Origin of the sequence: Halalkalibacter alkalisediminis, assembly GCF_028610705.1 — a bacterium.
Taxonomy (GTDB): domain Bacteria; phylum Bacillota; class Bacilli; order Bacillales; family Bacillaceae_D; genus Halalkalibacter; species Halalkalibacter alkalisediminis.
Genome location: NZ_JAQQWT010000006.1, coordinates 66,823 through 81,846, shown reverse-complemented (window position 1 = coordinate 81,846; position 15,024 = coordinate 66,823). Strand labels below are relative to the sequence as shown.

Sequence of the window (15,024 nt, the reverse complement as noted above, 5' to 3'; positions counted from 1 at the left end):
TTTTCCGTTGGATGTAGTGTCAACGGAAACAAAGAGATTAAATTGTTTAACGTTTATAGAAGTTGTTCAACTTGTTCTCGACGTGTTAATAGTTTCTTTAGCTTTTTCTTGTGTGTACTAATTAACCATTCATCGGAGTCGAGCAAGGCTTCATGTAATTCCATTAAGACATAGTCAATTTCAAGGTTCATCATGTTGTATATGGTGCGTGGCTCAAGTGACTTCCCATCATCCTTGTACTGAATCATCGATCCATTTCGGTTCATCATGACCTTTTCACTCCCATCAATTTCTATCATTGATTCAATATCTCCAGACTGGTATGACGTAATATAAAGGGGACCTTCTGTTGAACGTTTTACAATCCCATTTCCTTTTTCATGCTGTAGCAGTTTCTCAAGCGCATTCGCTAACACATCATCATATACATGAAGACTGTCAGCTGAAAGGGTGAGAAATTCTGTATTACGAATAAAAGGGAGTTCGTGAACAGAATCATCTAGTTCAATCATGAGATAGATTGTTTTTGCATCATAACGCCAAAAGAGGGAATAATGCTGACTCATCATTCTTTTTATGAACTGGTGTAAGGCGGGTTTGGAAAGTTCAATGTAGACTTCTGAAAACTCCACTTCAACAAACGAATCTCTCATCATAATGCATACACTCCTTTGACGGCTTCGCATTGCTAATGGTTATGGTTGCTACATCATATGTTGAAAAGTCAGAAAAAAGAAGCAAAACGCCCAGTTTCAAGAGAATTGGGCGTGATAAAAAGACAAAAAAATTTAGTGGACTTATTTATTTATAGGTAAAACAGGCACTAGTCATAGGAGAAATTTTTTACTCTTTAAAATAAAAAAAACTACTGAGGTGATCAGTAGTTTAATAACGAAATCCATATCGTTTGGAAATAATATCATAAAACCCAAGTGAATTATAAAGGGATTTAGTCGCTTCATTGTTTATGCCAGTTTCTAATTCAATTCCTTTGATGCCTTCATTCTCTGCCCAGTAAATGACATGGAGAAGAAGTTTCTTAGCAATTCCTTGATTTCGGTGTTCTTTGTGGACATATAAATCATTTAACCAAATGTAATGACCACCTTTGTCTATACTAAGGGCGACGTTAAAAAATGCAGCCCCGACCAATGTATCTTGTTTTTCAGCTACAAAAATATGAGCCTGTGAATCTTGTTTCAGAGCAAGATCAATTGTGCGCATTAACTGGTCATAGACATTAGCAGGCCCAATAGGCTCTAACTGCCCCATAAATAAATTGGCAACTCGTCGTTTGAATTGGATATCGACGTCTTTATCCACCTCATACACCTTCACCATTCTTCCAGTTCCCCCTACATTGTTACCTAATTTGACTATTAACAGGGTAACATAAAACGTAGGTACTGAGTAGTAAATTATTGATTGTTTTAAGAAACTTAAATGAGTATGAATAAAAGGTTTCTAAAATGGAATTATGTAAGCCCCAATTTAGAAACCTTTTGTAGTCTTTACAACGTAGTAAGGATAAGGGAAGTTAGAGGTTATAATCGTATAACTGATTAAGTTGATCTTGCATGTGAACAAGTTGATCTTGTTCAGCTGGAGTGGCGTTGATGAAAGCAGAGTCTAAGGCCATTTTGGCACGCTGCAATTCTTTCTTCACGGCTTCACGCTGTATATCTGTTTCGGCAGCCAAGGCAAGTAGTTCAAAGCGGGCAACGGATTCTCTAGCATCTAAGAAATATTGATTATCCATTTAATTTGATCCTTTGTTGGATTGCTTTGATTGATGGCGTTCGGCTTTCTCAAGAGAAAGATCACCCAGAGTCATTGTGTCCATCTCTGTTTCATTTGCAGGTTGAACCGCGTCTTTTCCTTCTTGGAAAACTCGTTTAGAACGTGATTTTTTACTCATTGTCGTGCTCCTTTAGTATGAAATGGAATGTAGCTACTACTTTAAGGTACCCGTTCATCTCCATCTCATACTAAAGTTTTAACGTAACCGAAGAGCTTCTTCTAAGTATACAGCGATCCCATCTTCTTCATTAGAAAGTGTCACGGCATTGGCGAGAGTTTTTAATTCTTTTATCCCATTCGCCATTGCAACTCCTTGACCAGCATATTCAATCATCTCAAAATCATTGTCCTCATCCCCAAAGGCAATAATGCGTTCTTTAGGAATGTTATAGAAGTCAGCCACTTTCTTTAAACCAACGGCTTTATTCATCCCAGCCTTTACAATCTCAATGATATTCCAAGGGTCGCCCCAAACCCTTTGATCAATCACTTCAGCATGAGCATCCACTAATAGCTCTCGTAGTTGTTTGACGTGGTGGTCCTGTGGGTGAATCAGAACACAGGTTGGATCCTCTTGCAAAATATGTAATAAATTCCCGTGTTCTACTGGATTTTGTCCTGCAAGGAATGTCTCCAAAAAAACTTGATCAAAATGACGTAAATAAAAATCGTCGATGACTTCAACCATAATGTTGCTAACGTTAAATGCCTCACATGTTTCAATAACGGTCTTAGCTGTTTTTAAATCTAATGGAGAATGGTAGGTACCGAAACTTTTATCGTATGGGTGATGAACGAAAGCACCATTAAAATTAACGATTGCAGTATCAAGCTGTAATTCTTGGTAATACTGGATGCTGGCTCTGTACGGCCTACCGGTAGAAATAGCAACAATATGACCTTGCTCTCTTGCTTTGTTAATGGTTGCTTTCGTCCTCGGTGAGATTGTTTTCTCATCGGTTAATAACGTGCCATCTAGATCTAAAGCAATTAAATGTTGTTCTGCCATCAAAATCTTCCTTCCATTGGTTGATATTGCTTATGAAATATTCCATATTCGTTCAATAATTGTTGAGTGAAAATATGATATGATAGACTTGCTTTTAGGTAGAGTTACAAAAGTCTGTTGTAACACTACCTTTAAGCGATGGTCTTATTCAAATCTCCACAAAGGAGGCAAAGTAGTGGATGTATTATTTGAGAACTTTGGTTTTCGGGCTTTATGGACTCCGGAGTTAATGGTAGGTTTAGCTATTGTTGGTTTTTTGTATTATATGATCGTTACCAAATGGCGTCATCGGTTTAAGAATTCAGCTCCTGTAAGGCTCAGACAAAAAATTTATTTTGTTTTGGCGCTAATTGCTTTATACATTGGTTGGGGAAGTCCGCTTTACTTAGCAGGGCACATCATGATTAGTTTTCATATGACACAGATGGTATTTGCGTACTTTATAGCGACTCCTCTCTTTTTACTTGGAATACCTGCTTGGTTTTTTCAAGCGGTTATTGATCGCTTTCGTTCTCCTCTGACAGAGCGAGTGTTTCGTGTGATTTGGAGTCCGATTGTAGCGCTTTTTTTATTCAATGGACTTTTTTCATTTTATCATGTCCCTTTAATGTTTGATACATTGATGCAAGCGGTCGTGTTACACAGCTTATATGAGTATCTGTTATTATTCGCAGCGCTATTAATGTGGTGGCATATGATTGCCCCATTACCCAATGCCTTTCCGTTGTCAGATTTACGGAGAGTGGGGTATATTTTTGCCAACGGGATTCTTATCACACCTGCTTGTGCATTAATTATCTTTGCCGCAGCTCCTCTTTATCAAACATATACGGATCCAGTGGTATGGGCTAATGTAATGGCTTTTTGTTTGCCAGCTGGAGTAGAAGTACCGATGACTCTTTTTTCTGGACCTAACTCCTTTACATTTTTAGAAACGAGAATGGATCAACAATTAGCAGGCGTGTTAATGAAAATTATGCAAGAAATTACGTATGGTATTACGATTGGATATGTATTTAAGCAATGGTTAACGAAAGAAAGACAACAGGATGGAGAGTTAACGATTAGCGACATACCCACGGCTAGTAGGTAAAGTTTAGTTGGCGCATGACGTGATTAGAAAGGAACGGGTTATGAGAATTGTTATATCAATCTTTTTACTAGCCTTATTAGGAGGCTGTGGATGGGTGTACGAAGTTGGGAGTGGCGGTTCATCGGAATTTGATATTTCCAAAGCTGAAATGTCAACGATGGATTTTGAGTTTATTAATCAAGACGGAGCACCTTATGGGACCGAGCAATTACAAGGTCAATATTGGTTAGCTAATTTAATATTCACATATTGTCCTTCTGTTTGTCCAACAATGACACCAAATATGGAAAGACTTCAAACGGCGATGAACGCAGAAGGAGTTGAGATGTCGTTTATATCGTTTACAGTAGATCCAGAAAGAGATACAGCTGAAGCACTTTACTCATATGGGAGCAATGTAGGAGCAGATTTCGCATCATGGCAATTTCTAACAGGCTACACGACTGAGCAAATTACAGAGTTTGCAGCTGAAAGCTTTAAAACACCTGTTCAGCATATTGACGGTTCTGAAGATATTGTGCATAGTACAAGCTTCTTTTTAGTTGACCCAGATGGAAATGTTATTCGGAAATATGATGGATTACAATCAAATCAAGAATCGATTATTGTTGACTTAATGAATACGGTCAACTAGGTGAGCTGTTTTTTATGAAACAGGAAAGATGAAAGAGGTGGAAAAATGGTCCTTACGATGAAAAAAAGATGGATGCTTGCTGCTTTACTTTTTGCCTGCGCCTTGTTAACAGCTTGCGGTTCGGCAGATGTGGAACCAGAAGGAGAATTATCTTTAGTAGATGAGCAAGGGGAAGAAGTGAGCTTGACTAATAAAGAACGCGCGACGATTTTATTCCATTTTACGGAAGTTGGCTGAGGACTTTGCCAACAGCAGCTGGTTCAGCTGCAAGAAAATTTAGAGCTATTTGAAGGAATAGATGCAGATCTTTATGCAATTAGTACGGATACTCCTGCTAATTCAAAAAGTCTAAAAGAAGCTGGAGCATTTACATTTTCATTTTTATCAGATCAGTCATTCGAAGTTCTTGAGCATGTGAATATGAGAAACGATCAAATGTCATATAGAGGTGTAAGCATTCTCGATAAAAATGGGAACTATGTGTTCCATCAAGTAAATGATCATTGGGGCGAACAAATTGAAGTGGTTGCTTCTATTGTCGTTGATGAATTTGAAAAAATGAATAAATAGGGAGAAGACATGTCTATAACTAGGCATGTCTTTTTCTATATCGATCTGTTGTCACTCGATCAATAGTCTATATAGACAGACACCTATCTGAAAGGGATAAAGTATACTGTTTTTGAATTCTCCTTTACTAAGAAAAAGGATCTTTCTTTTAACGGTTATCACAACTGAAAGAAAATTAGGTGAAATAAAATAAAAATACAGTTGAATTAATTTTTATACATAGATATAATGAGTAGCAAGATCAAAAAGAGCAGATAGCGATAGTTGGGAGAGGTTGAAATGAGAGTTGGTATTATAGGGGCTACAGGTTATGGTGGCGCAGAATTGTTAAGGCTACTAAACCAACATCCTCATGTGCAAGATATCATCTTGTATTCATCTTCAAAAGAAGGTATGAATATACAAGAGTCATATCCGCATTTATCTGAAATTTACAATAAAGAACTTCAGTCGATCAATATAGATTCAGTCAAAGAAGAGGTTGATACCGTTTTTCTTGCAACACCTCCTGGAGTTTCAAGTGAGTGGGCTGGGAAAATAGCGGAAGCGGGCTGTCAGGTTATTGATTTATCTGGTGATTTACGGTTAGAGGATCCAAGTGTATATGAAGCTTGGTATAAAAGAGAAGCAGCACCTTCTTCCTTAATTCAAAAAGCTGTTTATGGGCTTCCTGAATGGAACCGAGAATGGATTAAATCGGCAAAAATTATTTCAAATCCTGGTTGTTACCCTACAGCAACACTACTGGGGCTTGCTCCACTTGTGAAGAGTGATTTAATTGAATTTGATTCAATTATAGTGGATGCAAAATCAGGAACTTCTGGAGCGGGACGATCTCCTTCAGCGATTACACACTACAGTGAAATGAATGAAAACTTTAAGATATATCAAATTAATCAACACAAACATGTTCCTGAAATTGAGCAGCTGTTGCACCAGTGGAACAAAAAGGTTTCTACGATTACTTTTCAGCCACACTTAGTGCCAATGGTACGTGGAATTATGGCAACGATCTATGTAAAAGCACGTAAGAAGACAACGGAACAGGAGCTAAGAGAACTTTACCGAGAAGCCTATAGGCATGAGCGTTTCGTTCGAGTTCGACCAGATGGTCAATATCCAGCTACGAAGGAAGTGTACGGTAGTAATTATTGCGATATTGGGTTAACTTATGATGAAAGAACGGGACGAATTACGATCGTTTCTGTTATCGATAATGTGGTTAAAGGAGCTTCTGGTCAAGCAATTCAGAACTTTAATATTATGAATGGGTTTGAAGAAGGAACTGGATTGAAGTTAGTTCCGATGTATCCATAATGAAGGGTGGTCATCACGTGAAAGGCATTGAAGCACCAACAGTAATTGAAATTGAAAATGGTAGTATCGTGACTCCGAGAGGTTTTCAGGCGACTGGATTACATTCCGGAGTGAAAAGAAAGAGATTAGATTTAGGAGCTATTTATTGTGAAGTTCCTGCTAGTGTAGCAGCCGTTTATACGTGCAATCGAATCCAAGCAGCTCCACTAAAGGTTACAAAAGAATCGATAGAAAAAGAAGGAAAGATTCAGGCGTTAGTTGTGAACAGTGGCAATGCAAATGCATGTACGGGTAAAAGAGGAATAGAGGACGCTTATGAAATGAGAAAGCAAAGTGCGAATCACTTTGCATTGCCTGAACATTATGTAGCGATTACATCAACGGGTGTCATTGGTGAATACATGAATATGGAAAAGATCGTTACTGGTATTAAGCAGCTTAAACCTCAGTCTTCGTTAGAGAGTGCAGAGGCATTTAATCAAGCGATCTTAACAACGGATACGATTAATAAAAAGATATGTTATGAGACATTTGTTGATGGGAAGAAGGTTTATATTGGAGGAGTAGCCAAGGGCTCTGGAATGATAAATCCCAATATGGCAACAATGCTTTCTTTTGTGACAACGGATGCTAATGTAGATTCAAATGTTTTACAGCAAGCCTTATCCGACATCACGAATCAAACATTCAATCGGATTACAGTGGATGGAGATACATCGACAAATGATATGGTAGTTGTAATGGCATCAGGGTTAGCCGATAACGAATCACTGACTCCAGCTCATCCAGATTGGGATGGTTTCTACCTCGCCTTAAAAGAAACTTGTGAGTCACTAGCGAAGCAAATTGCTAGAGATGGTGAAGGAGCAACTAAATTAATTGAAGTACAAGTCAATGGTGCTTTGAATGATGAAGAGGCTGGCAAAATAGCCAAGAAAATTGTCGGGTCAGATCTGGTAAAATCGGCGGTTTTTGGTACTGATGCGAACTGGGGACGGATTATATGTGCCATTGGTTATAGTGGATGTGAAATTAATCCAGATACAATCGACATTGCAATCGGACCTGTTCAAACTTTAATTCAAAGTCAACCTACAACTTTTTCAGAAGAAGAAGCCAAATCATACATGGAGAACAATGACACGGTCGTGATTGAAGTTGATCTTCATTTAGCTAATGGAAGTGGCAAAGCATGGGGCTGTGACTTGTCTTACGATTATGTACGAATCAATGCAGGGTACAGAACGTAAAAGAAATCCCGGGGAGGGGAAACGAGTGAAGGATGTTGTTGTTATTAAATGCGGAGGAAGTACGATAGCTGAGTTGTCCTCTGAATTTTTTTTAAGTGTAGTAAAGATGCAAGAGAGTGGGAAGCACCCGATCATCGTCCATGGTGGTGGTCCAGCAATTAATCACCTTTTGCAAAAGCTAGATATCAAATCTGAATTTGTAGATGGACTTAGAAAGACGACTGAAGACGTGCTAGATACAGCGGAAATGGTCCTTTGTGGAAAGGTAAATAAGCAAGTGGTAACAAGCATTCATCAAGCTGGAGGGCAAGCAGTTGGATTATCCGGTTGTGACGGGAAATTAATTGAGGTGAAACCGATTAATGAAGGAATGCTCGGTTATGTCGGTGAACCGACAAAGGTTAATACAAGTTTGCTTTCCTCCCTTATGGAATTGAATATGATACCAGTGATTGCTCCAATTGGAATGAATGAACAAGGTGTTCATTATAACGTGAATGCTGATAGTGCTGCTGCAGCAATTGCAAAGGAGCTAGGTGCAGAACAGCTCGTTTTTGTAACAGATGTTGATGGTATTTTAAAAGATGGAGAATGTCTTGATAAAGTGACAGCTGATGAGATTGAAGAGTACATTGCGGACGGAACGATCTATGGTGGCATGCTTCCAAAAGTAAGAGCAGCCCTTTCTACATTAACGGATAGCTTGCAGTCTGTCATGATTATGAATGGTAAGTCTACAAATCTAGGAAAAGATGGTTCCGTTCAAGGAACTACAATTATTAAGTCAAAAATGAAGCTTTACGTTTCGTAAGGAGGATGAACATGAGTGCGCTTTTTCCAACCTATGCTAGATGGAACATTAAACCAGAAAAAGGGATCGGTTCTACATTAATAGATGAATCAGGAAAAGAATTTTTAGACTTTATCTCCGGGATTGCCGTTTGTAACCTAGGGCACTGCCATCCGAAAGTGACGGAAGCTGTAAAAAACCAACTTGATCAATTATGGCATGTCTCTAACCTTTTCCAAATTAAAGGTCAAGAGAAAGTCGCTCAGTTACTGGTTGATCACAGCGTAGGAGATTATGTCTTCTTCTGTAATAGTGGAGCTGAAGCTAATGAAGCCGCTATTAAGTTAGCTAGAAAGTCTACGGGTAAACATCATATTGTCTCTATGAAAAACTCGTTTCATGGGCGGACGCTTGGAAGTATGGCGGCAACGGGCCAAGATAAAATCCATCAAGGTTTTGGTCCCCTTTTAACAGAATTTACGTATATTGAGATGAACAATGTAAATTCACTGAAAGAAGCAGTGACAGAAGATACAGCTGCTATTATGGTTGAAGTCATTCAGGGAGAAGGCGGTATTCGCTTGATGACTGAAGATTTTGCTCAGGCATTGAACGTGATTTGTGAGCAGTATGGTTGTCTCCTTATTATTGATGAAGTTCAAACAGGCATTGGGAGAACGGGAACCGCGTTTGCTTATGAGCAAGTTGGTCTCGATCCTGATATCATTACACTTGCAAAAGGGCTAGGAAATGGATTCCCAGTGGGTGCGCTTATTGGAAAAGAGGTTTTAAAAGAAGCGTTTAATCCAGGTAGCCACGGTTCAACATTTGGTGGAAATCCACTAGCTATGGCGGCAGCAGAAGCTGTATTAAACGAAGTTTTCACAGAATCGTTACTACAATCTGTTCAAACGAAAGGACAGTGGTTTAAAGCAGAGCTCGAAAATAGCTTACACTCTCTTCCAGTAGTAGAGGAAGTACGTGGAAAAGGGTTAATGATGGGTATTGCGTGTAACATTGAAGTGGCACCTATTATTGAAGCTTGCAGGGAAAAAGGATTACTGGTATTACCTGCTGGACCAAAAGTTTTGCGTTTACTACCACCATTAGTTGTGACAGATCAAGAACTTAAAAAGGCTACAGAGATATTAACAGATGTGTTAACAGCTATTGACCTGAAACAAGAGGTCAAATTATAAATACAAAAAAATCACTGCCTAAACAAGTAGTGATTTTAAAAGATAAGCAATGTATAAAAATCGAATAATTAGTATAAGTATTCGTTAAATGGGTGGAGGGATTCAGATGAAAGGATACGTAGTATTAGAAAATGGGGAAGTATTTGAGGGTATCGTTCATAGTCAAAACAAAGAGGTTCACGGAGAAATTGTTTTTTTTACTGGAATGTCAGGATATCAAGAGGTTTTAAGCGATCCATCATTTAAAGGGCAAATGGTCGTGTTCACGTATCCACTAATTGGCAATTATGGAGTCAATGAAGCCGATTTTGAAAGTATCACTCCACAAGTCAATGCTCTTCTTGTTAGTGAGGTATCGAGCGAAGGATTCCACTATGAATCTTGTTCGTCGCTTATCACTTACTGCGAAAAACATTCTATCCCCTTAGTTTCAGGAGTAGATACAAGAGCAATTGTAAAAAGGATACGAGAACAGGGCGATATGCGTGCAATCATTACTACAGATCCTACCAATCTAGCATTCAAGGAATTTCCTCCACTTGGACAACAAGAAGTTGTCCCTATGGTATCAAGTTCAATGATTGAAACACACGGAGATGGTAAACATCATGTCGTAATGGTTGATTTTGGCTATAAGAAATCCATCTTAGATTCTTTATTAAAGTTAGGAAATAAAGTGACAATAGTCCCTTATAACACCTCGTTTGCAACAATTGAACAGCTTCAACCAGATGGTGTGCTTTATTCGAATGGACCAGGGAATCCAAAGCAATTACAAGATATTTTACCAACTATTAAAAAAGTAGCAGAAACTTTTCCAACAATGGGAATTTGTTTAGGGCATCAATTGTTGGCACTGGCCTTTGGAGCGGATACGGAGAAATTAACATTTGGTCACCGTGGTGCGAACCAACCAGTGATGGACCTGACAACGAACAAAGTGTATATGACGTCTCAAAACCATAGTTATGTTGTTAATGAGGACTCATTAGAAGGAACGGGATTGGTAGCAAAATTTATTAATATAAATGATCGCTCAATTGAAGGATTAAAGCATAAAGAATATCCAGTTTTCACTGTACAATTTCATCCAGAAGCTCATCCTGGACCATCTGACAGTGAACTGCTCTTTTATACATTCATAGAAATGCTAGGTAATAAAGGGAGAGAGAAAGCGTATGCCTAAACAACAAGATCTAAAGAAAGTGCTTGTCATTGGTTCAGGACCGATTGTGATCGGGCAAGCAGCAGAATTTGATTATGCAGGAACTCAAGCTTGTTTAGCTTTAAAGGAAGAAGGTATTGAGGTCGTTCTAATTAATAACAACCCAGCAACGGTCATGACAGATGAATCCTGTGCGGATCGTGTCTACTTTGAACCATTAACGATTGAAAGCGTAGAAGCGATCATTCAAAAAGAAAAACCTGATGGGATTCTAGCGACACTTGGAGGGCAGACAGGGTTAAATTTAGCGATGGACCTCCATGATCATGGGATACTTGAAAAGCATAAGGTCAATCTGCTAGGAACGCCGATTGAATCCATTAAGAAAGGCGAGGACCGAGAAGCCTTTCGTGCGCTCATGCAAGAGTTAAATGAACCAGTACCGGAAAGTGAAATTGTTACAACTAGTGAAGCCGCGCTTGAGTTTGCTAACAAAGTTGGTTATCCGATCATCGTTCGTCCTGCTTACACTCTTGGAGGAGCTGGTGGAGGGATTGCCTCTAATGAGACGGAACTTAAGCAAATCATTAAAGGTGGGCTTTCACTTAGCCCGATTAGTCAATGTTTAATTGAAAAAAGCATTGCCGGGTTTAAAGAAGTGGAGTATGAGGTAATGCGTGATAGCAATGACACGTGTATTACCATTTGTAATATGGAGAATATCGACCCAGTAGGGATTCATACGGGTGATTCGATTGTTGTTGCTCCTTCACAAACGTTAACAGACGTTGAATATCAAATGCTTAGAACGTGTTCTGTTAAAATCATTCGTGCTTTAGGGATTGTAGGGGGATGTAATATTCAATTCGCTCTAGATCCACATAGCAAACAATATTATTTAATCGAAGTAAACCCACGTGTTAGTCGATCATCAGCACTTGCTTCAAAGGCTACGGGTTATCCAATCGCAAGAATGGCAGCTAAGGTTAGCATCGGCTATGACTTGCATGAATTAATCAACCCAGTAACTGGACATACGTATGCAAGTTTTGAACCTGCACTTGATTATGTTGTAGTGAAATTTCCACGTTGGCCATTTGATAAGTTTGTTCATGCAGAACGTAAACTTGGAACACAGATGAAAGCAACCGGGGAAGTCATGGCGATTGAACGCAACCTTGAAGCGGGGATTCAAAAAGCGGTTCGTTCACTTGAGTTGAAAACAGTGGGATTAACCTTGCCAACTGTGACGAATAAAGCAACAGAGCAACTTTGGCATCTTGTAAAAAATCCTGATGATCGTAGATTTTTTGTTTTATTAGAATTGATGAGAAGAGGAGTTTCAAGAAAAGAGTTACATGAAGCAACAGGAATAACAGAATTCTTCTTACAATCTTTTGAGCGACTAATACAACTTGAACAGGAGATCAATGAGACCAATTTGGAGGAAGTTGACAATGATTTTCTTTATGCGATAAAAAAGGCAGGATTCTCGGATCAGTGGCTCGCTCATGTGTGGAATGTTGATGAGAGTGAGATTCGTGAAAAACGTCTGCAGGTAAACATTGTTCCTTCTTATAAGATGGTTGATACTTGCGCTGGTGAATTCACGGCATCGACTGCTTATTTTTACTCAAGCTGGTCTGGAGAACATGATACGATTCCACAATCAGGTAAAAAGAAAATTTTATTACTCGGATCTGGACCAATACGTATTGGGCAAGGAATTGAGTTTGATTATTGTTCGGTTCAGGGGATTCAAAGTTTACACCGCCTAGGCTACGAAGCGATTATGATGAACAATAATCCTGAAACGGTGAGTACTGATTATGCTACAGCCGATCGTTTGTATTTTGAACCGTTAACAGTAGAAGATGTTCTAAATGTCATTGATATCGAACAAGTTGAAGGAGTCATTGTTCAACTTGGCGGACAAACAGCCATTTCTCTAGTTGAGGGCTTAGAAAAAGCTGGTGTAAAACTATATGGAACAAATCTTGATACGATTGATCAATTAGAGGATCGCGGACGGTTTTATTCATTTATGAAGCAAGTAGAAGTACCTCATATTCCTGGTGTAACAGCAATTAGTGAACAAGATGCATTGGAGAAAGCAACTGAAGTTGGTTATCCTGTTTTGATTCGCCCATCTTATGTAATTGGTGGCCAAGGAATGATGCTGTTTCAATCAGAGAAGGAATTTGTGTCTTATTTAGCGGATGAAGAACATCACGTTGCTTATCCTATTTTAATTGACGCCTACTATCCAGGCATTGAATTAGAAGTAGATGCTTTAACCGATGGTGAGCAGGTTTGTATTGCAGGAATGTTTGAGCACGTAGAACGTGCAGGCGTTCACTCGGGAGATAGCGTTGCGGTTACGCCGCCTTATACGATCTCAGACAGTGTGAAGAACCTTGTTTATTCCTATACAGAGCGAATTGCTAAAGGTATGGACTTTAAAGGAATATTTAACATCCAATTTGTTTTATTTGAAAATCATTTGTATGTGATTGAAATTAATCCACGTGCCTCTAGGACGGTGCCGATCTTAAGTAAGATCACAAATTGCTCACTAATTGATTATACGGTTCAACTATTATTAGGTTCTACTTTATCTGAACTTAAGCTTAATGAAATAATCTTACCAGAACCTAACTTTTATACAGTAAAGGCACCTGTCTTTTCTTATCAGAAGCTTGCAGGGTTAGACCCAATCTTAGAAGCTGAGATGAAATCAACTGGTGAATTAATGAGTATGGGTGCAAATCTTGATGAAGCTTTTTATAAGGCATTTGTATGGTCACAGCAATCGAAACCAAAATTCTTTACGCAAAAAACAGGTTCAATCTTTATTGATATTGCTGAAGAACATAAAGCGGTCTTTGTTCCGTATACGGCGAAATTACAGAAGCTTGGTTTTAATTTAGTATCAAATGATTTCGATCAATGGGTGCAATCAGAAGAGGCAATTGCATTGATTAGCTTACCTAAACTTGGCACAAAAGAGGGAACAGAAAAGCGTCAAGAAGCGTTAAGGCAGCGTTGCTCTGTGATCTCTGAATTAACAACGCTCGAAGTTATGCTTAAAGGATTAGCGGTAACTACTGTGGAGTACCAAGCCATTCAAGATTGGTGGTCAAAGGAAAAGGAATTTATTAATTAAAGGAAGTGTTGAATGTGAAAGCAACAATAGATGTCAAAGATCAAACATTTTATGGACGTGATTTTCTCACACTACTTGACTACACACCGAAACAAATAAGTCAATTACTTGATAAAGCACAAGATATTAAAAGCAACAAAGCGGCTTATGCTGAAGTACTAAAAGGACAATCGTTAGGAATGATCTTTGAAAATGCTTCAACACGGACTCGTGTATCTTTTGAAGTAGGTATGACCCAATTAGGGGGGCACGCATTGTTTTTAAGTCCTAAAGACATGCAAATTGGTCGTGGTGAACCAGTTAAAGATACAGCCCATGTATTGTCTAGATATGTGGATGCCATTATGATTCGGACCAATTCACATGAGCTAGTTGAAGAGTTAGCTGAACATGCATCAGTTCCAGTAATCAATGCTCTTACAGATTATTATCATCCATGTCAGGCTATGGCCGATTTGTTAACGATCCTTGAGCATAAAGGATCATTAAAGGGACTTAAGCTAGCCTACGTTGGCGATGGAAATAATGTAGCACATTCTTTGCTTGCAGCAGGAGCAAAGGTAGGGATGGATATAAGTGTTGCAACGCCTAAAGGTTATGAAGTCAATGCAACCATTTTTGAAAAAGCACAGAAAGCAGCTGAAGAAACTGGGGCCTCCCTTATGCAAACTCATGACCCACTAGAAGCAGTTAAGGACGCTGATGTCATTTATACGGACGTTTGGGCCAGCATGGGCTTTGAACAAGAACAAGAAGATAGACTGAAGCAATTTAGTGCTTATCAAGTTAATGATCAATTGATTGCTTTAGCTAAAGATGATTTCATTTTCCTTCACTGCCTGCCTGCGCACCGGGGAGAAGAAGTGACTTCAGAAGTTATTGATGGAAATCGATCTGTTGTTTATGATCAAGCTGAAAATCGTCTTCATGCACAAAAAGCAATTATATTAGCTTTATTAGGCAAATAAGACACATCTCCGTTCATGATTAGTTTACTTCTGGGTAATCTAATCATGGAAGGAGGGATTTTA

The 15,024-nt window shown here is 38.8% G+C and carries 16 protein-coding genes; 11 read left to right on the top strand and 5 right to left on the bottom strand.

Going from position 1 to position 15,024, the window contains the following annotated elements:
* Window positions 1–53: 53 nt before the first annotated feature.
* The 5 genes from PQ474_RS11160 to PQ474_RS11140 form a co-directional block, all read right to left on the bottom strand.
* Entirely contained in the window at window positions 54–656 is a 603-nt protein-coding gene (locus tag PQ474_RS11160) for a hypothetical protein (protein ID WP_273843075.1), read from the bottom strand.
* Between the two features lie 229 nt (window positions 657–885).
* Entirely contained in the window at window positions 886–1,341 is a 456-nt protein-coding gene (locus PQ474_RS11155; RefSeq protein WP_273843070.1) for a GNAT family N-acetyltransferase, read from the bottom strand.
* 196 nt (window positions 1,342–1,537) lie between these two features.
* Entirely contained in the window at window positions 1,538–1,759 is a 222-nt protein-coding gene (locus PQ474_RS11150) for a DUF3813 domain-containing protein (protein WP_273843068.1), read from the bottom strand.
* A complete protein-coding gene (locus tag PQ474_RS11145; protein WP_273843066.1) occupies window positions 1,760–1,918 on the bottom strand; it encodes a hypothetical protein in 159 nt (52 codons plus the stop codon).
* Window positions 1,919–1,996: 78 nt separating this feature from the next.
* Window positions 1,997–2,809 carry a Cof-type HAD-IIB family hydrolase gene (locus PQ474_RS11140; protein WP_273843064.1) on the bottom strand — a complete coding sequence of 271 codons (813 nt, stop codon included), beginning with the start codon at window positions 2,807–2,809 and terminating at the stop codon, window positions 1,997–1,999.
* Window positions 2,810–2,984: 175 nt separating this feature from the next.
* Here PQ474_RS11140 and ctaG point away from each other — a divergent pair, with 175 nt between their 5' ends.
* The 11 genes from ctaG (at window position 2,985) to argF (ending at window position 14,961) form a co-directional block, all read left to right on the top strand.
* Window positions 2,985–3,902 (top strand): cytochrome c oxidase assembly factor CtaG, encoded by a 918-nt coding sequence (ctaG, locus tag PQ474_RS11135; protein ID WP_273843062.1) that lies wholly within the window; start codon window positions 2,985–2,987, stop codon window positions 3,900–3,902.
* A gap of 94 nt (window positions 3,903–3,996) precedes the next feature.
* The gene (locus PQ474_RS11130; RefSeq protein ID WP_273843060.1) at window positions 3,997–4,536 is read left to right on the top strand and encodes an SCO family protein; all 540 of its coding nucleotides are present in this window, start codon (window positions 3,997–3,999) and stop codon (window positions 4,534–4,536) included.
* Window positions 4,537–4,581: 45 nt separating this feature from the next.
* The gene (locus PQ474_RS11125; RefSeq protein ID WP_273843058.1) at window positions 4,582–4,773 is read left to right on the top strand and encodes a hypothetical protein; all 192 of its coding nucleotides are present in this window, start codon (window positions 4,582–4,584) and stop codon (window positions 4,771–4,773) included.
* Window positions 4,774–4,791: 18 nt separating this feature from the next.
* Complete coding sequence (locus PQ474_RS11120) at window positions 4,792–5,106, top strand: redoxin domain-containing protein (protein ID WP_273843580.1); 315 nt, start codon at window positions 4,792–4,794, stop codon at window positions 5,104–5,106.
* A 279-nt stretch (window positions 5,107–5,385) separates the two neighbouring features.
* Complete coding sequence (argC, locus tag PQ474_RS11115; protein ID WP_273843055.1) at window positions 5,386–6,423, top strand: N-acetyl-gamma-glutamyl-phosphate reductase; 1,038 nt, start codon at window positions 5,386–5,388, stop codon at window positions 6,421–6,423.
* Window positions 6,423–7,673, top strand: a complete 1,251-nt coding sequence (gene argJ / locus PQ474_RS11110; protein ID WP_390185741.1) for a bifunctional glutamate N-acetyltransferase/amino-acid acetyltransferase ArgJ — start codon at window positions 6,423–6,425, stop codon at window positions 7,671–7,673. Before argC ends, argJ begins: the two co-directional genes overlap by 1 nt.
* Before the next feature lie 25 nt (window positions 7,674–7,698).
* Window positions 7,699–8,484: an acetylglutamate kinase gene (gene argB, locus PQ474_RS11105; RefSeq protein ID WP_273843050.1), complete on the top strand. Its 786-nt coding sequence runs from the start codon at window positions 7,699–7,701 to the stop codon at window positions 8,482–8,484.
* 11 nt (window positions 8,485–8,495) lie between these two features.
* Window positions 8,496–9,662: an acetylornithine transaminase gene (locus PQ474_RS11100; RefSeq protein ID WP_273843048.1), complete on the top strand. Its 1,167-nt coding sequence runs from the start codon at window positions 8,496–8,498 to the stop codon at window positions 9,660–9,662.
* A gap of 106 nt (window positions 9,663–9,768) precedes the next feature.
* The gene (locus tag PQ474_RS11095; RefSeq protein ID WP_273843046.1) at window positions 9,769–10,848 is read left to right on the top strand and encodes a carbamoyl phosphate synthase small subunit; all 1,080 of its coding nucleotides are present in this window, start codon (window positions 9,769–9,771) and stop codon (window positions 10,846–10,848) included.
* Entirely contained in the window at window positions 10,841–13,993 is a 3,153-nt protein-coding gene (locus tag PQ474_RS11090; RefSeq protein ID WP_273843043.1) for a carbamoyl phosphate synthase large subunit, read from the top strand. The genes PQ474_RS11095 and PQ474_RS11090 overlap by 8 nt, the downstream gene beginning before the upstream one ends.
* Before the next feature lie 14 nt (window positions 13,994–14,007).
* A complete protein-coding gene (gene argF, locus PQ474_RS11085) occupies window positions 14,008–14,961 on the top strand; it encodes an ornithine carbamoyltransferase (protein ID WP_273843039.1) in 954 nt (317 codons plus the stop codon).
* The last annotated feature ends 63 nt before the right edge of the window (window positions 14,962–15,024 follow it).

What these genes read in the sequence shown, in the direction of transcription:
- PQ474_RS11150 (WP_273843068.1), bottom strand. Translation starts at nt 1,759, where the DNA reads ATGGATAATCAATATTTCTTAGATGCTAGAGAATCCGTTGCCCGCTTT.
- argC (WP_273843055.1), top strand. Translation starts at nt 5,386, where the DNA reads ATGAGAGTTGGTATTATAGGGGCTACAGGTTATGGTGGCGCAGAATTG.
- PQ474_RS11125 (WP_273843058.1), top strand. Translation starts at nt 4,582, where the DNA reads ATGGTCCTTACGATGAAAAAAAGATGGATGCTTGCTGCTTTACTTTTT.
- PQ474_RS11160 (WP_273843075.1), bottom strand. Translation starts at nt 656, where the DNA reads ATGATGAGAGATTCGTTTGTTGAAGTGGAGTTTTCAGAAGTCTACATT.
- PQ474_RS11140 (WP_273843064.1), bottom strand. Translation starts at nt 2,809, where the DNA reads ATGGCAGAACAACATTTAATTGCTTTAGATCTAGATGGCACGTTATTA.
- PQ474_RS11095 (WP_273843046.1), top strand. Translation starts at nt 9,769, where the DNA reads ATGAAAGGATACGTAGTATTAGAAAATGGGGAAGTATTTGAGGGTATC.
- PQ474_RS11155 (WP_273843070.1), bottom strand. Translation starts at nt 1,341, where the DNA reads ATGGTGAAGGTGTATGAGGTGGATAAAGACGTCGATATCCAATTCAAA.
- PQ474_RS11090 (WP_273843043.1), top strand. Translation starts at nt 10,841, where the DNA reads ATGCCTAAACAACAAGATCTAAAGAAAGTGCTTGTCATTGGTTCAGGA.
- PQ474_RS11145 (WP_273843066.1), bottom strand. Translation starts at nt 1,918, where the DNA reads ATGAGTAAAAAATCACGTTCTAAACGAGTTTTCCAAGAAGGAAAAGAC.
- PQ474_RS11100 (WP_273843048.1), top strand. Translation starts at nt 8,496, where the DNA reads ATGAGTGCGCTTTTTCCAACCTATGCTAGATGGAACATTAAACCAGAA.
- argJ (WP_390185741.1), top strand. Translation starts at nt 6,423, where the DNA reads ATGAAGGGTGGTCATCACGTGAAAGGCATTGAAGCACCAACAGTAATT.